The organism is Kribbella sp. NPDC002412, assembly GCF_053592935.1.
In genome coordinates this window covers 1-24,268 of the sequence record NZ_JBSFBL010000081.1, presented here as the reverse complement: position 1 = coordinate 24,268, position 24,268 = coordinate 1, and the positions used below count along the sequence as shown (strand labels likewise).

Genomic DNA, 24,268 nt, shown 5'->3' with positions numbered 1-24,268 from the left:
GGTCGTCTCGATCTCCCGCTACGGCGCCGAAGGGCCGGGTCCCGAGGGATCGGTGAGCGCCGAACTGCCCGATCAGCAGGAAGATCCCGAACAGCACCCAGGCACCCGTGACCAGCTTCGGAGCCAGGCCGAACAGTACGACGACCAGCGCGGTGACCAGCCAAATCGCGGGCAACTGGACGGCTGCCGCCGCGAGCATGCGCGGCACCTGGCGACCCATGTTGCCGAGCGAAGCACCACTGGAGATGCCGGAGCCGAGCCCGGCGACCAGAATCAGCGCACCAGTGCCGAACAGCGCCATCAGCACGTGGCTGCCCAACCACTGCGCCCGTGTGACCCCAGTCGCGAGTAGCGGCTCGGCGCGCAGCGCGGTCTCCTCCGAGCGCAGCCGCAGCGCCGCCTGGATGCCGAAGGCCGAGGCCAGCAGCCCGACCATGCCCATCTCGGTCGACAGGAACGCGTCGGTGATGCCCTCGACGCCACCAAGCTTCGACACCATCTCCTTGGCGCTGTCGCTGGTCACGAAGCCGTCCACGTTGCTGGCGATGTTGCCGACCAGCAGGCCGAGCAGCAGGAACGCAGCACCCCAGCCGTACAGGGAGCCTCGGTGCAGACGCCAGGCCAGCGCGAGCGGCGACCGCAGGGACGCCGACGCGGTAGCAGGCCCCGGCCGCGGCCGCACCAGGCCCGCACCGACATCCCGTCGGCGGATCAACGCCATCGCGGCGATCACGAGTACGACGAGGAAGACGAGCGGCAGCAGCAGTACGGCGTACCGATCACCGGCGTACGCACGGACCTGCTGGGACCAGCCGATCGGCGACAGCCAGGAGACCCACTCGGACTTGCCGTCGGCGGACGAGTCGCCGATCGCCCGCAGTACGTACGCCACGCCCAGGACGACAGCGGTGAACCCGTTCGCGGCCCGAGCGCCCTCGGTGAGCTGAGCGGTCACCGCAGCGACGCCCGCGAAGGCCAGTCCGGCTCCTGCCCACTGCAGTCCGAAGGCGAACGAGCCTGCAGCGGGCAGTCCGACGCCGATCAACGACAGCGCGGTCAGCAGACCCAGCAGTACGACGGTCGCCGCCGACACGATCAGTGCTGCGGTCAAAGCGGCGTACCGACCGAGGACACCCGCGCTGAGCAGCTCGAGCCGGCCCGTCTCCTCCTCGGTCCGGGTGTGCCGTACGACGAGGATCGCGGCCAGCAACCCGACCAGGGCGGCGCCGAACGCGGTCAGCTTGAACAGCGACAGCTCACCGAGCGAGCTCTCGTCGAAGATGCGGCCGTAGAGCGACACCAGGGCCGGCGACGCGTTCGACGTACGGGCCGCCTCGATGCGGGACTTCACGTCCGGGTAGAGGTCGATCGAGGCCTGCGCCGACCCGGCCGCCATCGACACGAACACCACGATCCACACCGGGATGAGGATCCGGTCCCGGCGCAGCGCGAGCCGCACCAGGGTCCCGGTCCCGACGAAGTCGGTCATCGGACCGCCGCCATCGGCTCGGACTCGACCTCGTCCTCGTAGTGGCGCAGGAACAGCTCCTCCAGCGTCGGCGGCTGCGCGACCAGGCTCTTGATCCCGCTCGCGGACAGTTGCCGCATCACCGCGTCCAGCTGCGCGGTGTCCACCTCGCACCGCACCCGGTTGCCCTCGACGTCGAGGTCGTGGACGCCGGGCAGCGACGCCAGGCCGTTCGGCGACCCGGCCAGCTCGGCGTGGATCGACGTACGGGTGAGGTGGCGCAGGTCGGACAGCGTGCCGGTCTCCACCACCTTGCCGCGGCGGATGATGCTGATCCGGTCACACAGGGCCTCGACCTCGGACAGGATGTGGCTCGACAGCAGCACGGTGCGGTCGCGCTGGCGCTCCTCCTCGATGCACTGCCGGAACACCTCCTCCATCAGCGGGTCCAGGCCGGACGTCGGCTCGTCCAGGATCAGCAGCTCGACGTCACTGGACAGCGCGGCGACCAGGGCGACCTTCTGCCGGTTGCCCTTGGAGTAGGTGCGGCCCTTCTTCGTCGGGTCGAGGTCGAACCGGCGGAGCAGGTCGTCCCGCTTCTTCGCGTCCAGCCCGCCGCGGAGCCGGCCGAGCAGGTCGATCACCTCGCCGCCCGTCAGGTTCGGCCAGAGGTTCACGTCACCCGGGACGTAGGCGAGCCGGCGGTGCAGCTTCGCCGCGTCGTGCCACGGGTCGCCGCCGAGCAGCGAGACATCGCCGGCGTCACCGCGCAGCAGCCCGAGCAGCACCCGGATGGTGGTGGACTTCCCGGCCCCGTTCGGGCCGAGGAACCCGTGCACCTCACCGGTCGCGACCTCCAGGTCGAGACCGTCGAGGGCGTGCGTACTTCCGTACGACTTGTGCAGTCCTGAGACCACGATGGCTGATGTCATGATTCATAACGTACACTTCATTCAGAAGATTGTGAATCTTACTAACACGGTTCTCACACGATCGGTGGTTCGGTCACCACAGAGGGGATGATGGGGCGGTGAGCGCACAACGAGACGACGAAGCCGTCCGGCGGTACGCCGAGCAGTTCGGCAACCTGCTGGCCGACACAGGCTGGCCGCGGATGGCCGCGCGGGTGTTCGCCGCCATCCTGTCCAGCGAGGACGGGCGGATGACCGCAGCCGAGCTGTCTGACCAGCTGCAGGCGAGCCCTGCCGCGGTCTCGGGCGCGGTCAACTACCTGCTCCAGCTCCGCCTCGCCAACCGCGAACGCGAACCCGGCAGCCGCCGCGACGTCTACGTCGTCCAGGACGACGCCTGGTACCAGACCATGATGAGCGAGGACCAGGCCCTGGTCCGCTGGGCCGCCTCACTCCAGAAGGTCCTCGACGCCGCCGGGGAAGGCACCGCCGCCCACCGCCGCATCCGCGTCTCCCTGGCCTTCATCGACTTCATCGGCGAAGAAGTCAAAGGCCTCAGCGAACGCTGGGTGAAACGCAAGGCCGAGCTCGACGCCACCCTGGACGCCGAGTACTGACCCGGTAGCCCCATCCCGCCAGAAATCGGGGGGGGTCGCGGAGGAAGCCGGGGGCTTGCACAGGCTATTTCCTGTTCAAGGCCACGGGTTGGCGTGGCCCGCCACGAGTTGGGACTGTCCACAGCTGCGGAAGTGAGGGCCGCGGAACAGTGGGTTCGACGGCATCTTGCCAGTATGAATTCGAGGTTGAGTGTGCTGACGGCGAACCGCGGTGGCTGGTTCACCCGGGCCGACGCGATCGAGGCCGGCTACAGCGACAGCGAGCTCCGGCGACGCCTGCGGACCGGCCAGTGGTCGCGCCTGTCCCGAGACGCGTACGTCGAACCGGCCGGCTGGCCACCCGGTGAGCCACCCTGGGACCGTGAGCTACGGCTTCATCTGCTGCGGATTCGGGCCGTGATCGATCGGATGGGCGGCGAGGCGGTGGTCAGCCATCAGTCTGCCGCCGTGCTGCACCGGCTTCCGAGCTGGGACCTCGACCTGACGAAGGTGCAGGTGAGCAGGGCGCGTGGCCGGCAGCGGTCGGATGGCATCGCGGACGTCCACCGCACCCGGTTCGAACCGGGTGAGCTCACGGTGGTGGACGGTCTCCGGGTCGTCTCTGCGGCGCGTGCGATCGTCGAGTCCACCTGTGTTTCGTCGTACGAGGTGGGCGTGGTGCTGGCCGATGCGGCGCTTCGTCAGCGGCTGGTGACGGCTGAGGCACTCGTGACCTCAGCGGATCGGCATCAGTACTGGAGTGGATCTCCCGCGGCACGGGCGGCGGCCCGCTTCGCCGACGGGCTCAGTGAATCGGTTGGGGAATCCCGGCTGCGAGTGCTGATGGCGAACCACGGCTTGCCGCGACCGATTCTCCAGGCAGACATCCGGGACCATGACGGGCGGTTGATCGGCCGGGTGGACTTCCTGCTGCCGGGGCGGCTGATCGTCGAGTTCGACGGGGCCCTGAAGTACGGCGACACCGGCGAAGTCGTGGTGGCGGAGAAGTGGCGCGAGGACCGGCTGCGCGGGCTCGGCTATCGAGTAGTGCGCGTCAGTTGGGGCGACCTGGATCGCCCGCAAACCACCGCGGACCGGATCCGCCAAGCAGCCCGCCGGGCGGCATGAACCGCCGGCTGTCGGGGCGTGCGCGGCTCCGCGGTGGCTGTGAACAGGTTATTTCCTGTTCACAGCCACCATTTCCTGTCCAAGCCCACCGGAACTGCGGAGGGCCCGGCGGAGGTCCGCCGGGCCCTTCGGGTCAGCGGAGGGTGCCGTTGGCGATGATGTCCAGGTTTCGCTGGAGGAGCGGGTTGACCCGGTCAGCACCCGACTTGGACCTCGGGAGGTGTACGGCGTTGCCGTCGACCGGACCGTTCACCGGGTAGACGGCGAGCTCGGCGGGAAGTGGCGACGTGCCGCAGACCTGGTTCTTGCCGGGGAGTTCGCCGGTGAAGACGAAGGTGTCGCCGATGGCCTCGGCGCAGGCGGAGGCCGAGCCGACGTACTGGCCGTGCTGGCCCTCGTCGTCGATGGCGACGAAGCGGGTGGCCCTGGCGGTGTCCTTGTGGGTGCGGAGGGCGCCTTCGTACGCCGTCGCCGGGTCGAGCTCACCCTGGATCATCAGCATCCGCGGCGAGCCCTTCACGTCGAGCTTGCGGTCCTGCGGCTCGAACGGCCAGAAGGCGCAGAACGGCACGCCGTTCATGTAGCCGAAGAAGTCGTACTTGGCGGCCATCCGGTCCGCCTCGCGCAGGTAGAACCGCGGGTCGGTGTTCCACTTGGTGTCGTTGCAGCGGACCGTCGTACCGATCGGGCCGAGGTTCACCACGGCGTCCCCGGTCGACTTGGCCGCGGCCTCGCGGGCGTCGGCGATGATCGAGTGGGTCGAGTCGACCCGCAGCGCCGCCGCGGTGGTGGCCGGGGCCGGCGTCACGCCGTACCGGGCCCGGATCGCGGCCAGGGTGTCGAACGCCTGCAGTTCCGGCGAGATCCGGGCCCAGGCGCGGTCGACGTGCCGCAACTCGATCTCGCCGGACGTGGACGGGTCCTTCAGGTACTCGTCGTGGACCAGGATGTCGAGCGTCCCCCGGATGAAGCGGATGTTGCCGTACTGAACGCTGTAGATCGTGCCGTCGAGGTCGTCACCGCGCACCGACGAGGTGCCGGCCTTGACCAGCGTGACCAGGCCCGCGCGGATTCCGTTGTACGTCGAGCGCACCTGCTTGAACGTGCTGCCCAGGCCGTCGATCTGGTCGGCGTGCCGGGCGATCCACGGGAACAGCTGGGTGTCGCGCCGGCGCTGGCCGGAGAACGGGTCGAAGTTCACGTTCTCCCACTGCGTGTGGGTCCAGTCCATGTTCGAGTCGATCACGAACCGGCCGACCTTCGACGGGTAGGTGTCGGCGTACCAGCCGCCGAGCCAGGTGCCGTAGCTGTAGCCGATCAGGTTCAGCTGCCGCGCCTTGAACAGGGCCCGCAGGAACTCCATGTCGTAGACCGTCTGCTGGCTGCTGACGAACTGGCTGAACTCGGTCGACGAGCAGGCCTCGGCCACCAGCTTCGCCTCGGCCACCTCGGCCACGTGGGTCTGCCGGGTGCGCTCCTTGCGGTCCGGTGTCTGCGGCAGCGCGTTCAGCTTCTCGGTCGTGGTCAGGCACTGCAACGGCGTGCTCTGGCCGAAGCCGCGCGGATCGAAGCCGAGCAGGTCGAAGTCGCTGAACAGCCGGGTCTTCTCGATCGCCAGCGACGCCGACAGCGTCAGGCCGGCTCCACCCGGTCCGCCCGGGTTCGTCGTCATCAGGCCCTTCGACGTCCCGGTCGCCTTGCTGTAGGCGATGGCGACCTCGACGTCGGGGTGCGCGTCCGGGTTCGCCCAGTCCATCGGGACCTTCACCTTGGCGCAGTTCGTGGTCGGGGCCTGCGGGTACAACTGCTTGACCTGCGCGTCGAACGCGCAGACCGCCCAGTTGATCGGCTGGTCGAGATACCGCTGCGGGATGGACGGGACCGGCGGGTCCACCGGACCTCTGGCCGCGGGCGCCGCCGCTGCCGAACTGATGGCCGCCTGCGGCACGACGAGTGCCGCAGCCAGGGCCAGAGCGATCTTGGGAAGTCTGATCACGCTGCCACTCCTGTGTGTCCGGGCGGGTTCAGGAACAGCAACGTATGCCGGAACAGCCCACCGGGAACACCCGCTGACGCAAGGTCAAGGGCAATCCCTAGAGTTCGTAGACGGTAAAGATGGTGCAGTACATCGGTGGCGACTCCAGGCCGGGGTAGTACAACCGCCCCGCGTCGTCGGTGATCTTGAAGTACGCCGTGGACGCGCCGACCTGGGACGGCGCCTGCAGCGTCATCGACACCGTCACGACCTCCCCCGGTACGGCGTCCGGCAGCGGAGCGCGATGTGGTGATCGCAGCCAGCCCGGCGTCCCGGCCGCACCCTGCCGGGTCAGCCAGCGGTTCTGCCAGGGCCGTTCTCCGCTGTTGCGGACCTCCCACGTCTTCTCGAACTCCTGGTCCCGGCACACCCGCGTCCCGTCCGGCACCGTCTCCCCCACCAGTTCGGCCCGGTCCTCGGGGTGGTGGTCGATCGGCACGGATCCGCCGAGCAGCACCGGCTGGACGTGCCGGCGCATGTCCCGGAGCGACACGTCGCGGCTCGCCCGGACGGCGGCGTCCAGCTCCATCAACTGGTTGACCAGCGCCTGGCCGGCCCCGAACGAGGCGTCGTACCACTCGATCAGCTCGCGGCTGGGCTTGGTGTGGCCGCGCTCGACCCGGGACAGGTGGCCCTTGTCCCAACCGGACAGGGCGGCGGCGCGCGACAGCGGCACGCCGGCCGCTTCCCGGAGCTCACGCATCCGGCAGCCGATCACAACACGAGCCTGTGCTGGCCTCACGGCGCACTCCCGAATCGATCGTTGCCCACTGCGACAACACCGTAACCCTCTGATTCTCTGAAAGTCAGTGCCAGTTCGCCACTGACTGAGCGAAAAGGACAAACATCATGCGTACCGCCCTCCTGCGCATCACCGCCCGCCTCACAGCGGTCACCCTGCTCGGCGCCGGCGCCCTGGTCGGCGCCGGCACCCTGCCCGCCCACGCCGCCACCGGCACCGTCGTCACCGACAGCGGGACCGGCGTGACCATCCGATCCGGTAACGCCACCAGCTTCAGCGCGGTCGGGACCCAGCCGAACGGCCCGGTCGAGATCGACTGCCAGATCTACGGCGAGCCGGTCACCGGCAAGTTCGGCCGCAGCCTGATCTGGGACCACGTCCCGGGCAAGGGCTTCATCTCGGACGCGTACGTCGACACCGGAAGCTCCGGCCTGGTCGCGCCGCTGTGCGCCGACAACCCGCGGGCCGACAAGGCCATCGCGTGGTACGCGGCCCGCAACGGCTCGACGGCGTACCAGGGGTACTGCGAGAAGGCGGCCGAGAACTCCTACGGCAAGACCGCGATCTACGCCTCCGCCAAGGCCAACTGGAACGACGCCGTCGCCCGCGGCGCCGCCCACCGCGGTGACCTGAACCCGCCGAAGGGCGCCCTGGTGTTCTGGGACCTCGCCGCACCGTACGGCCACGTCGGTGTGGCCCGCGGCGACGGCTACTTCTGGGCCACCAGCGTCGGCGGCAAGATCGGGCTGGCCAAGCTCCCGTACTTCAGCAGCTACCTCGGCTGGGCCTGGCCGAACTTCTGAGCCACCCGATCTCGAGCACCTGGACGCGCGTTCCGCCCCTCACGCGTCCAGGTGCTCGATCCTGTCCAGCCAGTCCACCACCAACGCGCGATAGAGCGCCGTGCTTCGAACGGGGAGCTCATGCCCCTCCTGGTCGAGCACTGCGTAGGTGGCGTGCGGGTAGTCGTCGAGGAGCGACCAGGCGTCGGCGTAGCCGGTCATGGTGTCCTGGCGACCGGTCACGATCAGCGTCGGCCCGTCGAAGCGCGCGCCCGGATCTTCGCGCAGCGAGTAGGTCGCGAGATCGCCCTGGATCCGGTCGAGGAACTCGAGGTCCGCCTGCGTCTCGGCGACGTCGTAGTACCGGCGTTGCTTGGCGAGCCACTCGGGTGTCTCGGGCGGCGCGTCCTTCGGCAGGGTCCGGCGAGTGCGGTCGACGATGACGGCCGGCACCCGGAGGAGTAGGCCGAGGATGCGGGACGGGTCGCGTTTGATGATGCCACGGGAGTGCAGGCCACCGGCCGACGTACCGGCCAGGGCGAACCGATCGTCGCCGACGACCTCGTCGATCAACGCGACGATCGCCGCCAGGATGCCGTCCTGGTCCTTGATCGCCGGGTCGGCCGGCGACCTGCCGAAGCCCGGCGGGTCGACGTAGATCCGCCGCCAGCCGTCGTGCTCCGCGAACACCGGTTCGTGGAAGTCACGGCTCTCGCCGGCGTCCCCGCCCCACCCGGGCAGGAAGACGATCGGCCGGCCGGCGCCGAAGCTCTCGTAGAACACCCGCCGACCGTACTACGGCAGCCTCCGATCAACGGGCCTTTCTCTTCCGGGCAGAATCCAGCGGTCGCTCGCCCGAGCCGCGCTGGATCAGCGCGCACGGCAGCACGATCCGCTGCGGCGGTCGGTTGTCGGAACCGGACGCGCGGTCGAGCAGCAACTGGGCCGCGTTCCGCCCGAGCTCGGCGATGTCGGAGGCAACGACCGTCACCGGGGTCGGCAGCATGTCGGCGAGCCGGAAGTCGTCGAACCCGACCACGGCCGGCTCCTGGCCGACCTCCTGCAGCGCCCGCAGCACGCCCTCGGTGAGGAAGTTGGTCGAGGCGAACAGCGCGGTCGGCGGATCCGGCCGCAGCATCAGCTCGAGCGTCGCCTTCTCGGCGGCCGCGGCGTTGCCCTCCGGCAACTGGACGACGAGCGACTCGTCGACCTCGATCCCCGCGGACCGATGCGCCCGGCGGTACCCGCGCAGCCGCCGCCCGGTCGTGTAGTACGACGGCGCCAGCAGCATCGCGATCCGTTCATGCCCCTGCTCCAGCAGGTGCTCGGTCGCGAGCCGCCCGCCACCCTCGTTGTCGACCATCACGATGTCGGCCTCGATCCCGTGCGCCGGCCGGTCGACGAACACCACCGGCACGCCGGCGCCGGCCAGGAACGAGTGGTCGCCCTGGTCCGGCACGATCATCAACCCGGCGACCTGACGGCTGACCAGTTCCTGGATCGCCCGCTTCTCCCCCTCCGGGTCCTCGTCCACACTGCCCAGCACGACGGCGAACCCGGACTGCCCGGCCACCTCGAGGGACGCCTTCGCGATGGTCGCGTAGAACGGGTTGGTCAGGTCGCCGAGCACCAGCGCGAGACTCGACGACTTCTTGCCGGGCCGCAGCGCGCGGGCGACCTCGTTGCGCTGGAAGCCGAGCTCCGCGATCGCGGTCCGGACGCGCTGCGCGGTCTCGTCGCGGACACCGTGGCCGCCGTTCACCACCCGCGACACGGTGCCCAGCCCCACCCCGGCGCGGCGGGCCACGTCGATCATCGTCGGGCGGCTCGCCTCAGGTTGCGTTGGAAACGTTTCGGACACGGGGTTGACTTCCTTTTCGCGACACGGCATCGTCACCCCACAGTAAATCGTTGGAAACGTTACCGTCCAGGAGGCCGAGTGAGTCTTTCCTCTCGTGGCGGGGTCGGTAGGAGCCGTTCCGGCGGCATGAGCCGCAACGCGGGCTCCGACACGAAGGCGGCGTACCTGTTCATCGCCCCGGCGATCATCGGGTTCACCGTGTTCGTGGTGTATCCGCTGATCCGCTCCTTCCACCTCTCGCTGACCCGGTACAACGGCCTGAGCGATCCGGTCTTCGTTGGCCTGGGCAACTTTCGCCGGCTGTTCACGGTGGACCCGGCGTTCTGGCCGTCGTTGCGCGCGACGGCGTACCTGGTAGTGCTCTACGTGCCGTTGTCGCTGATCATCGGGCTGGCGCTGGCGATGTTCTGCAACCAGCGGTTCGCCGGGGTGCGGATCGTCCGCACGCTCGCCTACCTGCCCGTCGTCCTGCCGGTGGTCGCGACCATCACGCTGTGGAAGTTCATCCTCAACCCGCAGGTCGGCCTGCTGAACACGGTCCTGGACCGGCTCGGTCTGCCGACCAGCCAGTGGCTGCAGAGCCCGACGATGGCGATGCCGTCGATCGTGCTGGTGATGCTGTGGGGTGTCGGCGGCACGATGATCATCTTCCTCGCCGCGCTGCAGGCGGTGCCGACCGAGCTCTACGAGGCCGCCCGGGTGGACGGCGCCGGATCCTGGTCGGTGTTCTTCCGGATCACGCTGCCGATGATCAGCCCGATCATGCTGCTCCAGGTGATCCTGCAGACCACGGCCGCGCTGCAGACGTTCAACCAGCCGAAGATCCTCACCGGCGGCGGACCCGGCTTCAGCACCAACGTGCTCATGCTGGCGATCTACAACAACGGCTTCTCCAACCTCGGCCGGGTCCCGCAACTCGGGTACGCGTCCGCGCAGGTGTGGGTGCTGTTCGTGCTGATCATCGCCGTCATCGCCCTGACCGCGAAGTTCTCCTCGCTCTGGACCTACAGTGACAACACTCCCGACTGACGTCGCCGCCCCGGTCGCCCCGACGACGGAGCAGTCCTCGTCGCCGCGACCGAAGAAGAAGCCCCGCGTGGCCGGCACCACGGCCTGGTACGTGACCGCGCTGTTCATCTGCTCGGTGATGATCGTCCCGCTGCTGTGGATGATCACCATCGGCCTGAAGAGCAGGACGGCGGTGTTCGACGTGCCGCCGAAGCTGCTGCCGACCGAGTGGAACTGGAGCAACTTCGTCAACGGCCCGGAGGCCATCCACTTCCCGCGGCTGCTGCTGAACTCCACCGTCATCACCGCGCTCAGCGTGCTCGGCGGGGTGCTGACCTCGATGATGGCCGGATACGCGCTGGCCCGGCTGCGGTTCCCGGGCCGGAAGCTGTGGTTCTACCTGTTCGTCGGCAGCATGCTGCTGCCCGGCGTGGTCGGCCTGATCCCGTTGTTCCAGCTGTACAAGAGCATCGGGTGGTACGACACCTGGCTGCCGCTGATCGTGCCGGCCTTCTTCGGCGGCAACCCGCTGTTCATCTTCCTGGCCCGGCAGTACTTCCTGGCCATCCCGTACTCCATCGACGAGGCGGCCAAGATCGACGGCGCCGGGCACTTCCGGATCTTCACCAGCGTGATGCTGCCGTTGACCAGGCCGGCCTGGATCACGATGGCGATCCTGGCGTTCCAGGCGTCCTGGAACGACTTCCTCAACCCGCTGGTGTACCTGTACTCCGCCGAGAAGTGGCCGCTGTCGGTCGGGATGGCGTCGTTCATCTCGTCCTTCGCCGGGCAGACACCGGACTGGAGCTACTACATGGCCACCAACCTGCTCTACATGCTGCCGCCGCTGATCATCTTCTTCGCCGCGCAGCGCTACTTCATCCAGGGTCTCGGCGCTCTCGGCAGCACGAACCAGAAATAGAGGGGAACATCGGCGTGAAACGCATCCACCTTGGTACAACGTTGGCATTGGCTGGGTTGCTGACGGCAACGGCGTGCAGCGGCTCGGACTCCGGCGGTACGGCGGACGGCCCGGTCACCGTGACCGTGATGACGTGGGAGTCCGTGCAGACGAACGCCGCGATCAAGAAGGCCTTGGCGGAGTTCAAGGACGACAACATCAAGGTCGAGCTGCTCGAGACCCCGAGCGGCAACTACGGCGACAAGCTGGCCTCGCTGACCCAGGCCAAGAAGCTGCCGGACCTGTTCTGGTGCGGCAACGACACCGAGCAGCAGTACACCACGCAGGGGCTGCTGGTCGACTGGTCCGAGAAGATCGAGAACGGCGACGGCGACTTCAAGGCGGACAAGTTCGTGCCGTCCGCGATGGAGAACTGGAAGACCGCCGACGGCCAGATGGGCGGCCTGCCGTCGCTGATGAACGTGTCGGGCATCTGGTACAACGCAGACGCGTTCAAGGCCGCGGGCCTGGCGGAGCCGAAGGCCGGCTGGACCTGGGACGAGATGTACGCCGCCGCCGCGAAGCTGACCGGTAAGAACGGAGCGAAGTACGGCCTGGTGGCGGACCCGCTCACTGCGCTGGACGGCCCGTTCACGATGAGCACGTACTCCGTCTCGGCCGGCGGCGCGCCGTTCACCGACAACGTGAACCACCCGACGAAGGCCGAGGCCGACGGCAAGTACACCGAGGGCGTGCAGAAGCTGGTGGACGCGATCAAGGCCGGCACCGTCGCACCGCCCGGGTACGACGTCTCCAACGTGCAGGGACTGTTCGCGGCCGGGAAGGTGCCGATGATGTTCGGCGGGCAGTGGCTGGCCGCCGGGTTCCAGACCGACAAGCCGAAGGTGAAGTACGGATTCGCTCCGCTGCCGCAGGTCGACTCCCCGGCGACCGTGTACGACGCGGTCGGTGTCTGCACCCCGTCGTACACGAAGGACCAGGACGCGACGTTCAAGGTGCTGCAGTACATCAACACCGATGTGTGGAACGCCGTACTGCCCGCCTCGCCGGTGGCGCCGCCCGCGTACACGCCGGCGCAGACGAGCTACTTCGACGCGCTGACGAAGGCGCAGCAGCCGACCGTCGTCGAGACCGTGAAGGCCGGACTGGGTGCGGAGAAGACGGTCGGCGTCCGCTACACCACGCAGTGGGCACAGCAGGTTGCCGACCTGACCACGGCCAACTACCTGCCGATCCTCAACGGCAAGAAGCCGGTCTCTGACCTCCAGGGATATGTGGAAAAGATCAATGAGTTGATCAAGCAGGGCGGCTGAGTCAGACGGCTTGCCAGAGGGAGAGGGCGAAGCGGGCTTCGGAGTCGGTCCACCAGGCCGCCTCGGTGAAGCCCGCTTTGTCCAGTTCGGCGTGGACGGTGTGGGGCTGGAACTTGGCGGAGATCTCCGTGCTGAGCTCCTCGCCCGCGGCGAAGTCGACCTCGAGGTGGATCTCCGGGATGAGCACCCGCATCGCCCGGTCGGCGCGCAGGTGCATCTCGATCCACTCGTTGCCGGCGTCCCAGATCGCGACGTGGCTGAACGCGTCCACGTCGAAGTCCGCGCCGAGCTGGCGGTTGATCACCCGCAGCACGTTCTTGTTGAACTCCGCGGTGACGCCCGCGCTGTCGTCGTACGCGGCGACCAAGGTCTTCGGGTCCTTGACCAGATCGGTGCCGAGCAGCAGCCACTCGCCCGGCTCGAGGACGTCGCGGACCGAGGCGTAGAAGGTCTCCCGCTCGGCCGGCAGCAGGTTGCCGATGGTGCCGCCGAGGAACGCGACGATCCGCGGCGCGTCACCGGGCAGCTTGTCGAGGTGCGCGGTGAAGTCGCCGACCACGCCGTGGACGTCGAGCGCCGGATAGTCCGCGTTGATCGTGTCCGCGGCGTCGCGCAGCGCGGACTCCGACACGTCCAGCGGGACGAACGTCGTCAGCGTGCCGTGGTCGCGCAGCCCGTCGAGCAGCAGCCGCGTCTTCTCCGACGACCCCGAGCCGAGCTCGACCAGCGTGTGCGCCTTGGTGATCGCCGCGATCTCCCGCGCGCGGGTCTGCAGGATCTCGCGTTCGGCCCGGGTCGGGTAGTACTCCGGCAGGCGGGTGATCTGCTCGAACAGCTCGCTGCCGCGGGCGTCGTAGAACCACTTCGGCGGCAACCACTTCGGCTCTGCGGTCAGCCCGGCCCGGACGTCCTCGCGGAGACTGCGGGCGGCGTAGTCCGGGGTCAGGTGTACGTCGATCTGGGTCACAGCTGTCCTTCCATCGGCGTGATGCGCAGCGTGCTGGCGGTGGCCGCGAGCAATGAGTGGTCGGGTACTTCGGTCCAGCCGTCGGCGCCGAACGGCTCCGAGCTGACGGTGATCGAGTCGGAGGTCTGCCGCGCCCACAGTGAGTGCGTCCAGGTGGTCGCGATCAGGTGTTCCCCATCAGTCACCAACACGTTCAGCCGCGACCCCGGCGCTGCCGCCTCGACCTCGCGGACGACGGCTGCGACCGCGTCAGCCGGCTCGCCGGAGGCCAAACGGTCGGCGATCAGTGCCCACAGGAGGGCGGAGTCGGTCGGCGCCTCGAGGCGGAGCAGCTCGGCCGCCGGGAGTCGCTCGGCGAGCTTCACCACCGAGTCCGGCCAGCCGGTGATCATCCCGTTGTGGCTGAAGAGCCACTTCCCCGTCTGGAACGGCGCCACCGCGGACTCGCCGAGCTGCATGCCGACCGTCCCGTTGCGGATCGCGGCGAGCACGGCGCCGGACTGGATGGCCCCGGCCAAGCCGGGGAGGTTGTCATCAGCCCAGATCGGCACGCTCCGCCGGTAACGCACCGGCTGCCGCGCTTCGCTCGATGCCGGTGCGACTGCGTCGGCGTACCAGCCCAGGCCGAAGCCGTCGGCGTTGACGGTGCCGCCGCCTCGCATGTCGTTGGGGGCCCAGCTCTGTTCGTAGAGGGAGTGCGTGGGCTCCAGGACGAGGGACGCGAGGGTTACCGGCGGGCCCAGGTAGGCCAGGTGGCGGCACACTAGGCGAGCTCCTCGGGGCGGGGGTCGCGGGCGCAGCGGAAGCCGGCGAAGATCTGCCGGCGGATCGGGTAGTCCCAGTTCCGGAAGGTCCCGCGCGCCACCACCTCGTCGGTGCCGAAGCAGCCGCCGCGCAGCACCTTGTAGTCGGTCCCGAAGAACACCAGCGAGTACTCGTCGTACGGGAACGCCCGGAAGCCCGGGTACGGCCGGAAGTCGCTCGAGGTCCACTCCCAGACGTCACCGATCAGCTGCTCGACACCGAGCGGTGACGCGCCTGCCGGATACGCCCCGACCGGCGCCGGACCGAGATGCCGCTGGCCGAGGTTCGCGTGCTGCGGACCCGGGTTCTCGTCACCCCACGGGAAGCGCCGCGTCCGCCCGGTCGCCGGGTCGAAGCGCGCCGCGAACTCCCACTCTTCCTCGGTCGGCAGCCGCTTCCCGGCCCATTTCGCGTAGGCTTCGGCCTCGTAGAAGCAGACATGCATCACCGGCTCGTCCAGTGGCAACCGCTCGCGATGCCCGAACCGCACCCGCCACCACTCGCCGTCCGCGAGCTCCCAGAACCGCGGCCCAACCAGCGATGCCTTCTGCACGTGCGCCCACCCGTCCGCGGACCACCACTGCGGGTCGCCGTACCCGCCGCCGAGCACGAAGCGCAGGTAGTCGCCGTTCGTCACCGGCGCCGTGTCGATCACGTACGGCGCGACGTGTACGCCGTGCGCCGGCCGCTCGTTGTCCAGCGCCCACGGCTCGACCGACGTCCCCATCTCGAAGACACCACCCGGGACGAGGACCTCCGGCCCGGACAGCCGGCGTCCGGCCGGAGGCGGCGGCGCGTCGAGCACCGGGACTCCGGCACGTAACTGGTGTGTCGCCAGCATGGTCTCGTCGTGCTGCTGCTCGTGCTGCGCGATCATGCCGAACGCGAACGCGTTGTCCACCAGCTCGCGGCCGCCGTCGAACTTCACGTGGTCCAGGACGTCGAGCACCTTGTCCCGCACCTCGCCGACGTACGCCCGGGTCTCCGCCGGGCCGAGCAGCGGCAGCGTGGGCCGGTCGGCGCGGGCGTGCATGAACGCGTCGTACAACTCGTCGATGTCCTGCCGGAGCGGCTCGCGGCCGCCGACGTCGCGGACCAGCCAGAGCTCCTCCTGGTTGCCGACGTGGGCGTAGTCCCAGATCAGCGGCGACATCAGCTTGGAGTGCTGCTTGACCAGGTCGTCGGTGTCGACCGCGTCGGCCAGCTGGACGGTCCGCGCCCGCGACCGCTCGAGCTGCTCGGCGACGTACGCGCGCAGCCCCTCGGCGGACAGTTCGGACAGTTGGTGGGTCATGAAGCTCGCCTTCCGTGGGTGTCGTCGACGATGCGATGGAGTCGGGTCGCGACCTGATCGCTGAGTTCGGGGGTGACGCCGGTCCGGTCCAGCAGACCGGTGCCCAGCTCGACCACTGCGCGGGCGGCGTCGAGGACGGCCTTGTCCTCGAGCCCTTCGCGCGCGGCCGGGAACCAGCGCCCGGCCGCCGGCTCGGCAGCGGCGAGGACCTGGTCGATGGGCACCGCGCCGGACATCAGAGCGGTGAGCAGCAGAGTCGGGGCGATCCACCCGTCGCCGGTCTGCGCGTCGAGGTAGCGCACCTCGAGATACCCGCGCGGCCGCACCGGCGGGAACAAGGTGGACAGGTGGTACTCGAGGTCGTCGTACGTCGGTCTGTCGCCGGGCAGCTCGCCGTCCGCCCAGGCGCCGAACGTCAGCCCGGTCGGTGCGTCCCAAGTGTCGCCACGGCGGAAGCACAGCACCGGCGCTTCCATCGCCATCCGCGCCCAGGCGGCCGCGGGGTCGCTGTCGAGCGGCGGCGGCTCGGTGAACGGCGCGCAGGTGCCGAAGGTCGCCTCGGTGCGGGCGGACGCCCACCCGGTGTCGGCGCCGGCCCGGCGGCGGGAGTTGGCGAACAGCGCGACCAGGGAGGGGCCGAGGTCGTGCAGGGCCCGCCAGCGCAGAGCGGTCTGATCCGGTTCGCCGGCGTCGAGGCAGATCTGCAGGCCGGCCGTGCTGCACATCATCCGTGGGCCGTGCGGGCCGAGCCGCTGGAAAGCGGCCTCCATCGCGGCGTACCGCGGGACGGTCAGGATGCGGCGGGGGGTGCGGAAGGCGTCCAGGCCGTGATCGCCCGGGACGAGCCCGCTCTCGAGAAGGAGGGAGGTCAGTTCGGCCGCGTCGGCGGCGGTGTCGTCGATCAACCGGGGGATCGACTCCAGGGCGGGACCGGAGAGCTCCACCTGGCCACCCGGTTCCACCGTGACCAGAGCACCCCGGCCGAGAGGCAGCTGCGGGCTGCCGCGGACCAGGGTGGCGGGCGCATGATCGCCCAGGGCCTTGCTCAGTCGATCGGCGTCGAGGGGCCGCCGCGGATCCTCCGCGTGATGCACGGTCCACTCCAGCTCGACGCCGTGCAGGAGCGGAGGACCGTGCTTGAAACAGACCATCGCGACGAACCCCTCCGCATCGGCCCGGGAGCCGATCGGAGTCGTCGCCGGAGCACCACCGGACGAGGTCACGTCAGCGAACCTAGCTCTGGACCATCGGCCGGACAACCGACGGCGGGTTACCCGTCGGTGACGCCGGACACGCTGAAAATGTCATGCGGGACATCGTGCCTGGGCCCACCGACAGTTTTTGATGTCACCGAAATCGAGGGCAGGTGGTGCACGCTTTGATGTTCGGCAGCGCGTAGAAGTAGCAGCACGAAATGCGCAGCTTGTCCTCGAGCGACACGTCGAAGGCCGCGGCTGCCCGGTCCGCGTACGGCGCCTCCTCCGGCATCCGGATCGCCTGCCGGAGCTCGTCCTTGACCGCCCCGAACCGCTGCAGCGAGCCGAGCTTCACCTCGGGCCGATAGGACTCCAGGAAAGCCGTCGTGTGCTTGCCGAGCTGTGCGGCCGCCTCGTCGACGCCGACGACCTGGTCCGTGAGCAGCGCGACCTCGAACGGGTAGTGCGCCGTCGGATGCCGCCGGAAGGCCAGCGAGGACGGCGACACGTCCGGTGACATCCCGGTCACCGCGGTAGCCACTCCGGCGACGACCGAGGGCACCTGGACGTACCACATCAGCGTGATCATGGCCGCGATCCGCACCGGCGGCTCGATGGCGTACTCGCGTGCGTAGTCTTCCCGCACCGTCTTCCGCCACCCGTACGTCGGGTCGCCGCCGGCCTGCTGCTCCGCGACCACGGCCGCGCACGACATCCACTCCGGTCCCGGCACGGAGTCCGCGACGCGCACGGACACCCACGCCACCGCGTCGTCCACGATGGCGGCGAGCCGATCGACGGAGTACGTCACACGGCCAGCCTACGGTCGGGTACGACGACCGGAGCGCCGCCGACCTCCACCACGGTCGCCTGCAGCCCGAACACGTCGTCCAGCAACTCCTCGGTCAGTACGTCGACCGGCCGCCCCTCAGCCGCGATCCGGCCCTCCCCCATCACCACCAGGTGGTCGGCGTACTGGGCAGCCAAGGTGAGGTCGTGCAGTACGGCGACCACAGTCCGGCCGGATGTGGCAGCCGCGTGCACCACGTTCATGACGTCGACGGCGTGTGCCAGGTCCAGGTAGGTCGTGGGCTCGTCGAGCAGCAGATGCGGCGTGCCCTGCGCGAGCACCATCGCGATCCACACCCGCTGCCGCTGCCCACCGGACAGCTGGTCCACCGGCCGCTCCCGCAACTCGGTCAGCTCGACCGCTGCCAGCGCCTCGTCGATCGCTGCGTCGTCCTCGGCGGTCAGCCGGCCGAACAGCCCGCGGTGTGGATGCCGACCGCGCGACACCAGCTCAGCAGCGGTGATCCCCTCCGGCGTGACCGGCCCCTGCGGCAGTACGCCGAGCTGCCGGGCCAGCTCGCGAGCAGGCAGCTTGTGGATGTCCTTCCCGTCCAGCAGCACCTGACCGCTCTGCGGCAACAGCAGTCGGCTCATCCCACGCAGCAGTGTCGACTTGCCGGACCCGTTCGGCCCGACCACAGCCGTCAGCTGCCCGGCCGGCACCTCCAGCGTCAACCCGGTCACCACCGGCGCATCGGCGCCGTACGCGAGGGTGATGTTCTCTACGTGCACTAGCTAGCGTCCCCTCTGCTGGCGACCGATGAGATGTAGCAGGTACGGCGCGCCCGCCGCAGCCGTGACCACGCCGACAGGCAGCTCGTACGGCCCGACCTGCAACCACTGCAACCCGTTCCTGGCCAGAAGATCAGCGAGTACGACGAACAGCGCGCCCAGCACCGCAGTAGTCAGCAACGGCGGCCGCTCCATCCGGGTCAGCCGCTGCGCGATCTGCGGCGCGACCAGTGCGACGAACGCGATCGGCCCGGCACCTGCGGTCGCCATAGCGGCCAGCACGGTCGCGATGACCAGCAGTGCGATCCGGATGCGTGCCACACGCACACCCAGTGACGACGCGACGTCGTCACCGAGCACCAGCGCGGACAGGTCGCGGTTGAACATCATTGCTACTGGCAACAGCAGCAGCACGGCCAGTCCGACCGGTACGGCGTCGCTCCACGCGCGGGCGTTGAGCGAACCGGCCAGCCACGCGGCAGCGCGGCCCGCATCGTTGACGTCACCGATCACCAGCAACCACGCGACGAGCGAGTTGGCCGCGGCTGCGACGCCGACGCCGATCAGCACCACTCGCCCCGCGTCGACCACGCCACGCTGGATCGACAACGCGCCGACGATCAGCGTCGCGACCAGTCCACCCAGTACGGCGGCCAGCGGAATGCCAACCTTGGCGGCGACGCCGGAGATGTTCCCACCTCCGGTGCCGGCGAGGACGATCACTGCGACCGCGCCGGCGGACGCGCCTGAGTTGACGCCGACGATGTCCGGGCTGGCGAGTGCGTTGCGCGACAGGGTCTGCAGCAGCGCACCGGACACGGCGAACGCGATGCCGACCAGCAGACCGGTCGCTACACGCGGCAGCCGGAGCTCCAGGACGACCAGTCTGGTCCCGCGACGACCGCCGCCGAGCAGCACCTCGACCACATCCGCGACCGGGAGCTTCGTCGTACCGACACTCAAGGAGACCAAGGCCACCACGACGGCCAGCGCCGCGAACAGGACGCTGAGGACTACTGTCCGCGAGCTGACGGAGCGCGGTCTCGCTTGCAGCATCACAGGGCCACCGCCCGGCGCCGTACGACGATCACGAACAGCGGCGCGCCGACGATGCCGAGGACGACACCGGCCTGGACCTCACCGGCGCCACCAACGAGGCGGCCGACCAGGTCCGCCAGCACGAGCGACGTCGCACCGATCAGGCCCGCTGCCGGGATCAGCCAGCTGTTGCGGGCTCCGAAGACCCGCCGCGCGACGTGACCCGCCAGCAAGCCGAGGAACCCGATCGGACCGCACGCTGCGACTCCGGCGGCGGTCAGCAACCCGATCGCCGCGAGGCCGAACAGCCGGGCACGCCGGATCGACAGTCCAAGACCCGCGGCCACGTCGTCCCCGAGGGCCAGCAGATCCAGGTCGCGGGCATTGACCAGGGCAAGAAGCAGACCGAGCACAGCGAACGGCAGCACTTGCGCGGCCACGTCCAGGCCGCGCCCGGCCACCGAGCCGACTGCCCAGAAGCGATAGCTGTCCAGCGTGTTCGCGTCGAGCAGCACGATCGCCGACGTCGCCGCACCGAGCATCGCGGCCACTGCGGCCCCCGTCAGCGCCAAGCCGACCGGCGACGCGCCACTCCCCCGCGACGCGAGCCGCTGCACCCCGAACGTCGCGAGCAGTGCGCCCGCGAGCGCGACCCAGACCGTCGACGCCACCGACTCGACCAGACCGAGCTGCAGCCCGAGTACGACAGCGAAGGCAGCGCCCGAGCTCACTCCGAAGATCCCCGGCTCAGCCAGCGCGTTCCGCGTGTGCCCCTGCATCAACGCTCCCGCGATACCGAGGCAGACTCCGATCAGCGCCGCCACCACAGTGCGCGGGAAGCGCAGGCTGCGGACGATCACGTCGGCGTCGGAGCCGGTGTTCGAGGTCAGCGCGTGCCACAGCGCGCCCGGGCCCAGCCAGCGGGAGCCGAGGGCGAGGCTGGCCGCGAACGCCAGCACCAGGATCGCGACCAGGATCAGCAGCGCGCCGGTACGCCGTACCGGAAATGCGACAGGGGCAGTGGAACGCATATGGTTAGGGTTGCCTTACTTCACTGAGGTGATGAGTCACCCTAACCTGCGCCCCCGTCCGACCAGGAGAACACCCGTGCGCCTTCCCCGTCTCACCGCCCTGCTCGCCGTGTCCGCGCTGGCCCTGACCGGCTGCGGCGGCTCCGCCGAGGACGATCCGGCGGCCGCCGCCGGCTCGGACGCCGGCTTCCCGCGCACCGTCGAGCACGCGATGGGCAAGACCGAGATCCCGGCCAAGCCGAAGCGGGTGGTCGCCCTGGACGCGAGCTTCGTCGACGCCACGCTGATCCTGGACACCCCGGTGTTCGGGTACACCGACTACCGCAGCATCAACGGCAAGCTGCCGGACTACCTCGGCGAGGACCGGACGACGTACGCGTCGGAGGCGCAGGCCGTCGGCACGCTGGCCGAGCCGAACCTGGAGAAGATCGCCGCCCTCGACCCGGACCTGATCATCACCGCGAAGGTCCGGCACGAGAAGCTCTACGACCAGTTGTCCGCGATCGCGCCGACGGTGATGTCGGAGACCACCGGGCCGACCTGGAAGGACAACATTCGGCTGGAGGCGAAGGCGCTCGGCCAGGAGGAGCTCGCGGAGCAGGAGATCTCGGCGTACGAGAAGGCGGCCAGGACGGTCGGCGACGCGATCAACGCCAAGGCCGGCGACCCGACGATCTCGATCGTCCGGTTCGTCGACGGCCCGACCCGGCTGTACCAGAAGAAGAGCTTCTCCGGCATCGTGCTGAAGGACGCCGGCCTGGCCCGGCCGAAGCCGCAGGACGTCGAGGACTTCGCGCTGGAGATCAGCCCCGAGCGGATCAAGGACGCCGACGGCGACGCGATCTTCGTCACCGAGTACGCCGACGAGAAGGGCCTGAGCGCCAAGACCGCCGCCCAGTTCAAGGCCAACCCGCTCTGGACCCCGCTGGCCCCCAAGGTCCACGAGGTCCCCGACCTCACCTGGATGACCGCCGTCGGCCTCCAAGGCGCCTGGGTCATCCTCACCGACCTCGCCAAAACCTTCGACGTCCCAGCCCCGACCAAGCCCTGACGTCTGTTACCTGGTCCACAGCGGAGAGTGAGCGCGCTGGGTGGTCGGTAGGGTCGGGGTATGGCGGTGGTGGAGCGGTGGCATGTGGGGGCTTGGACTACGCGGGGCAGCGTGCCTGGGCGGCCAGGGCGGACTCGGACGTTGGATGAGCTGCACTTCGATGTGGTCGGGCTGGCTCGGATCTTGGGGCGGCGGTTGGCGGGGCGGGAGGAGTTGCAGGTTCGGCTGTGGCAGAACGAGCTTCGGCCTACTCATACGCGCCTGTGCGGTGTGCAGACGCTGGCCGATCCCGACAACGCGCGGCTGCTGAAGGACACCGCTGAGGAGGCGCTCGCGTGGCTGGGCGAGCGTGCGCCTGCAGGCTACGAGTTCGTGCTGACGGACGCAGTCGAGCTGCGGCCGCTGCTGGACCTGGACGCTGAGGTGGTCGCGGTCGACGCCGTCATTCAGCTGGCCGCGACCGATCTGCCGGCCGCACGTCTGGCCGCCTCGCACGTACGGCGCTCGTCCACAGGCGACTGGTACGCCGGCGACGCGGTGTGCAACTGGTCGGGTCCGCACGACAGCGCCGACGCCGCGGTGGCCGCCGTACGGGCTGCTCGCTCGGAGCTGGTCGGGCAACTGCGGGCGGCCGGTCGCGACGACCTGGCCGACACCGCGGACCGCTGGCCGCCTGTTCCTAGCTGAACGTGGCCACGAAGTAGCCGACGCCGTACGGCGCTGCGTGGTAGGTGAGATTGCCCGTCAGCCCTGACTCCAGGACTCCCGCGAGCACCTGCCAGGGCGCACGCCCGGCTGCCTGGAGCTCGGCGGCAAGGTCAGGATCGAGAGCAGCCAGTACGACGGCATCCGCGAGACCCAACGCGGTCGCGACAGTGGTGTCGAAGATCTCCGCCCGCGGATGCAGGTGGACCGGAGAGTGCTCACTGCGCCGAGCCGAACCATCGCCCATCACCAGCAGACCGACCCGATCGTTGCCTGCAGCAATCTCCCGACCGAGGGCCAAGCACTGTGCAGGCGAGGTATCCGGCGACACCGCGACGTAAGAACGCGGCACCCCGGCCGCTTTGCTCTGCTCGATCAGCCACGCACCCATCGCCAACGACAGCGGCAACACCGCATCGCCCGTCCCCACCCGCACGCCGGGAGCGCCATAACCACCAAAAGACCCGCCCGCCGACCCGTCATACTCCCGACCGGCTCCCGAGCCCACGACCAGCAGGCGGTCCGCAGCAGACAGGTGGTCGACTGCGGCGAGACAGGCAGCGCGCAGGTCGTCCAGCTCGCCTGCTGCACCGGAGGCAACCTCTGGGACGAGCAAAGGCGGGTGCGGGCAGACTGCCGCACTGATGACGGGCACTCACGCCTCCCGGAGGTAGCGGAGGAACACATACCCGTCGTCCGCCGTCAGCACAGTCTCCAGCTTCATCCGCCGGGTCAGCGTCGTTTCCGGACCGGCCGTGATCCGTCCCGCGCCCGGACCGGCCAGCAGCGGCGCCAGGGACAGGCACAGCTCGTCCACCAGGTCGACCTCGGTCAGCGACCCCAGCAGGTGCGGACCGCCCTCGCACAGGACCTGCGGCATCCCCCGCTCCCCCAGTTCCTTCAGGACCGCGGCCAGATCGACCTCGGCCGCTCCCATCACCAGAACTTCGGCCACCTCGGCCAGCGCCTCGCGCCGCTCCGGCGGTGACGCGGAGTGGGTGACCACGATCGGCCGCACCGCCGACTGGAAGATCGGGTTCACCGGGCTCAGCTCGAGCCGCGACGAGACGACCACGAGGGTCGGGTTCTCCGGCAGGCCGGACGCCCGCCGCCACTCGCGGCTCGCCGCCGACAACCGCAGCGGGTTGTAGCCCTCGTCGCGGATCGTCCCGGCGCCGACCATCACCACGTCGGACAGCATCCGGATCCGGCTGAACAGCCGGCTGTCCGAGTCACTCGACAGCGCCTTGGACTGGCCGTCGATCTCGACCGCGCCGTCCAGGCTGCTGACGAAGTTCGCGCGCAGGTGTGGCACCGAGCGGTCGGCCGGCTCGTAGGCCGCGGCCAGGTCGGCGTCGCTGAGGTCTTCCAGTCGGCGCATCAGGTCAGGCTCCTTCAGGCGAGGCTTCGTCGGGTTCCGGCCGGCTGACCGGTGCCCCGCAGGACGGCGATCATGTCGAGCGCCTGCCGCGCGGCCGGCACGTCGTGCACACGGAAGACCCGGGCGCCCAACCAGGCGGACACGCTGAGCGCGGCGAGCGTCCCGTTGCCGCGCTGCCCCGGCGGCAGCTCCAGGGTCTCGCCGATGAAGTCCTTGTTCGACACCGCGACCAGGACCGGCCAGCCGGTCGCGGCCAGCTCGTCCAGGCGGCGGGTCAGCTCAAGCGATTGCAGGGTGTTCTTGCCGAAGTCGTGAGTAGGGTCGATCAGGATCCCGTCCGGCCGGACCCCGGCGGCGACCGCGCGGTCGGCGAGGGCGGTCGTCGTACGGATCACGTCGGCGACCACGGCGACGTACGCCAACCCGGGCAGATAGGAAGAGAGAAGGGTAGGGA

The 24,268-nt window shown here is 69.6% G+C and carries 25 protein-coding genes; 8 read left to right on the top strand and 17 right to left on the bottom strand.

The window, feature by feature from the left end:
* On the bottom strand, positions 1-1,489 hold a 1,489-nt coding region (locus ACWCOV_RS38200), incomplete at its 3' end, for an ABC transporter permease (protein ID WP_449834261.1).
* The gene (locus tag ACWCOV_RS38195; protein WP_449834260.1) at positions 1,486-2,400 is read right to left on the bottom strand and encodes an ABC transporter ATP-binding protein; all 915 of its coding nucleotides are present in this window, start codon (positions 2,398-2,400) and stop codon (positions 1,486-1,488) included. The genes ACWCOV_RS38195 and ACWCOV_RS38200, both read right to left, overlap by 4 nt.
* A gap of 98 nt (positions 2,401-2,498) precedes the next feature.
* Between ACWCOV_RS38195 and ACWCOV_RS38190 the strand changes: the two genes are divergently transcribed.
* Complete coding sequence (locus ACWCOV_RS38190) at positions 2,499-2,996, top strand: GbsR/MarR family transcriptional regulator (protein WP_449834259.1); 498 nt, start codon at positions 2,499-2,501, stop codon at positions 2,994-2,996.
* A 174-nt stretch (positions 2,997-3,170) separates the two neighbouring features.
* Positions 3,171-4,103: a type IV toxin-antitoxin system AbiEi family antitoxin domain-containing protein gene (locus ACWCOV_RS38185; RefSeq protein ID WP_449834258.1), complete on the top strand. Its 933-nt coding sequence runs from the start codon at positions 3,171-3,173 to the stop codon at positions 4,101-4,103.
* A 133-nt stretch (positions 4,104-4,236) separates the two neighbouring features.
* Here the strand turns inward: ACWCOV_RS38185 and ACWCOV_RS38180 are convergent, their stop codons facing one another.
* Together ACWCOV_RS38180 and ACWCOV_RS38175 are read right to left on the bottom strand one after the other, a co-directional pair.
* Positions 4,237-6,099 carry an alpha/beta hydrolase gene (locus ACWCOV_RS38180; protein WP_449834257.1) on the bottom strand — a complete coding sequence of 621 codons (1,863 nt, stop codon included), beginning with the start codon at positions 6,097-6,099 and terminating at the stop codon, positions 4,237-4,239.
* 97 nt (positions 6,100-6,196) lie between these two features.
* Positions 6,197-6,880: an NBR1-Ig-like domain-containing protein gene (locus tag ACWCOV_RS38175; protein WP_449834256.1), complete on the bottom strand. Its 684-nt coding sequence runs from the start codon at positions 6,878-6,880 to the stop codon at positions 6,197-6,199.
* A gap of 107 nt (positions 6,881-6,987) precedes the next feature.
* Here ACWCOV_RS38175 and ACWCOV_RS38170 point away from each other — a divergent pair, with 107 nt between their 5' ends.
* Entirely contained in the window at positions 6,988-7,683 is a 696-nt protein-coding gene (locus ACWCOV_RS38170) for a CHAP domain-containing protein (protein WP_449834255.1), read from the top strand.
* A 39-nt stretch (positions 7,684-7,722) separates the two neighbouring features.
* Here ACWCOV_RS38170 and ACWCOV_RS38165 read toward each other — a convergent pair whose 3' ends face one another.
* Both ACWCOV_RS38165 and ACWCOV_RS38160 read right to left on the bottom strand, forming a co-directional pair.
* On the bottom strand, positions 7,723-8,445 hold the full coding sequence (locus ACWCOV_RS38165; RefSeq protein WP_449834254.1) for an alpha/beta fold hydrolase: 723 nt from the start codon (positions 8,443-8,445) through the stop codon (positions 7,723-7,725).
* A gap of 28 nt (positions 8,446-8,473) precedes the next feature.
* Positions 8,474-9,478 (bottom strand): LacI family DNA-binding transcriptional regulator, encoded by a 1,005-nt coding sequence (locus tag ACWCOV_RS38160; RefSeq protein ID WP_449834253.1) that lies wholly within the window; start codon positions 9,476-9,478, stop codon positions 8,474-8,476.
* Between the two features lie 171 nt (positions 9,479-9,649).
* Between ACWCOV_RS38160 and ACWCOV_RS38155 the strand changes: the two genes are divergently transcribed.
* From ACWCOV_RS38155 to ACWCOV_RS38145, 3 genes are read left to right on the top strand one after another with little or no spacing between them, the layout of a single operon-like run.
* Positions 9,650-10,552, top strand: a complete 903-nt coding sequence (locus tag ACWCOV_RS38155; protein ID WP_449834252.1) for a carbohydrate ABC transporter permease — start codon at positions 9,650-9,652, stop codon at positions 10,550-10,552.
* Positions 10,533-11,453, top strand: a complete 921-nt coding sequence (locus tag ACWCOV_RS38150) for a carbohydrate ABC transporter permease (protein ID WP_449834251.1) — start codon at positions 10,533-10,535, stop codon at positions 11,451-11,453. Before ACWCOV_RS38155 ends, ACWCOV_RS38150 begins: the two co-directional genes overlap by 20 nt.
* A gap of 47 nt (positions 11,454-11,500) precedes the next feature.
* Entirely contained in the window at positions 11,501-12,766 is a 1,266-nt protein-coding gene (locus tag ACWCOV_RS38145) for an ABC transporter substrate-binding protein (RefSeq protein ID WP_449834250.1), read from the top strand.
* A 1-nt stretch (position 12,767) separates the two neighbouring features.
* Here the strand turns inward: ACWCOV_RS38145 and egtD are convergent, their stop codons facing one another.
* The 8 genes from egtD to ACWCOV_RS38105 all read right to left on the bottom strand — a co-directional run bounded on the left by egtD (position 12,768) and on the right by ACWCOV_RS38105 (position 20,677).
* Positions 12,768-13,733: an L-histidine N(alpha)-methyltransferase gene (gene egtD, locus ACWCOV_RS38140; RefSeq protein ID WP_449834249.1), complete on the bottom strand. Its 966-nt coding sequence runs from the start codon at positions 13,731-13,733 to the stop codon at positions 12,768-12,770.
* Complete coding sequence (gene egtC / locus ACWCOV_RS38135; RefSeq protein ID WP_449834248.1) at positions 13,730-14,497, bottom strand: ergothioneine biosynthesis protein EgtC; 768 nt, start codon at positions 14,495-14,497, stop codon at positions 13,730-13,732. Before egtC ends, egtD begins: the two co-directional genes overlap by 4 nt.
* On the bottom strand, positions 14,497-15,831 hold the full coding sequence (gene egtB, locus ACWCOV_RS38130) for an ergothioneine biosynthesis protein EgtB (RefSeq protein WP_449834247.1): 1,335 nt from the start codon (positions 15,829-15,831) through the stop codon (positions 14,497-14,499). The genes egtC and egtB overlap by 1 nt, the downstream gene beginning before the upstream one ends.
* Positions 15,828-17,054 carry a glutamate-cysteine ligase family protein gene (locus ACWCOV_RS38125; protein ID WP_449834246.1) on the bottom strand — a complete coding sequence of 409 codons (1,227 nt, stop codon included), beginning with the start codon at positions 17,052-17,054 and terminating at the stop codon, positions 15,828-15,830. The genes egtB and ACWCOV_RS38125 overlap by 4 nt, the downstream gene beginning before the upstream one ends.
* 124 nt (positions 17,055-17,178) lie before the next feature.
* Positions 17,179-17,838: a (2Fe-2S)-binding protein gene (locus tag ACWCOV_RS38120; RefSeq protein WP_449834245.1), complete on the bottom strand. Its 660-nt coding sequence runs from the start codon at positions 17,836-17,838 to the stop codon at positions 17,179-17,181.
* Complete coding sequence (locus ACWCOV_RS38115) at positions 17,835-18,608, bottom strand: ABC transporter ATP-binding protein (RefSeq protein WP_449834244.1); 774 nt, start codon at positions 18,606-18,608, stop codon at positions 17,835-17,837. Before ACWCOV_RS38115 ends, ACWCOV_RS38120 begins: the two co-directional genes overlap by 4 nt.
* A gap of 3 nt (positions 18,609-18,611) precedes the next feature.
* The gene (locus ACWCOV_RS38110; RefSeq protein ID WP_449834243.1) at positions 18,612-19,664 is read right to left on the bottom strand and encodes a FecCD family ABC transporter permease; all 1,053 of its coding nucleotides are present in this window, start codon (positions 19,662-19,664) and stop codon (positions 18,612-18,614) included.
* Positions 19,664-20,677 (bottom strand): FecCD family ABC transporter permease, encoded by a 1,014-nt coding sequence (locus ACWCOV_RS38105; protein WP_449834242.1) that lies wholly within the window; start codon positions 20,675-20,677, stop codon positions 19,664-19,666. Before ACWCOV_RS38105 ends, ACWCOV_RS38110 begins: the two co-directional genes overlap by 1 nt.
* 76 nt (positions 20,678-20,753) lie before the next feature.
* Here ACWCOV_RS38105 and ACWCOV_RS38100 point away from each other — a divergent pair, with 76 nt between their 5' ends.
* Positions 20,754-21,728 (top strand): ABC transporter substrate-binding protein, encoded by a 975-nt coding sequence (locus tag ACWCOV_RS38100; RefSeq protein WP_449834241.1) that lies wholly within the window; start codon positions 20,754-20,756, stop codon positions 21,726-21,728.
* 141 nt (positions 21,729-21,869) lie between these two features.
* Entirely contained in the window at positions 21,870-22,415 is a 546-nt protein-coding gene (locus ACWCOV_RS38095) for a hypothetical protein (RefSeq protein ID WP_449834240.1), read from the top strand.
* Here ACWCOV_RS38095 and ACWCOV_RS38090 read toward each other — a convergent pair.
* The 3 genes from ACWCOV_RS38090 to ACWCOV_RS38080 form a co-directional block, all read right to left on the bottom strand.
* Complete coding sequence (locus tag ACWCOV_RS38090; protein WP_449834239.1) at positions 22,408-23,088, bottom strand: class III extradiol dioxygenase subunit B-like domain-containing protein; 681 nt, start codon at positions 23,086-23,088, stop codon at positions 22,408-22,410. The genes ACWCOV_RS38095 and ACWCOV_RS38090 overlap by 8 nt on opposite strands.
* A complete protein-coding gene (locus ACWCOV_RS38085) occupies positions 23,089-23,814 on the bottom strand; it encodes a pyrimidine reductase family protein (RefSeq protein WP_449834238.1) in 726 nt (241 codons plus the stop codon).
* 14 nt (positions 23,815-23,828) lie between these two features.
* Positions 23,829-24,268, bottom strand: a 440-nt coding sequence (locus ACWCOV_RS38080) for a dihydropteroate synthase (protein WP_449834237.1), incomplete at its 5' end; no start/stop codon positions are given.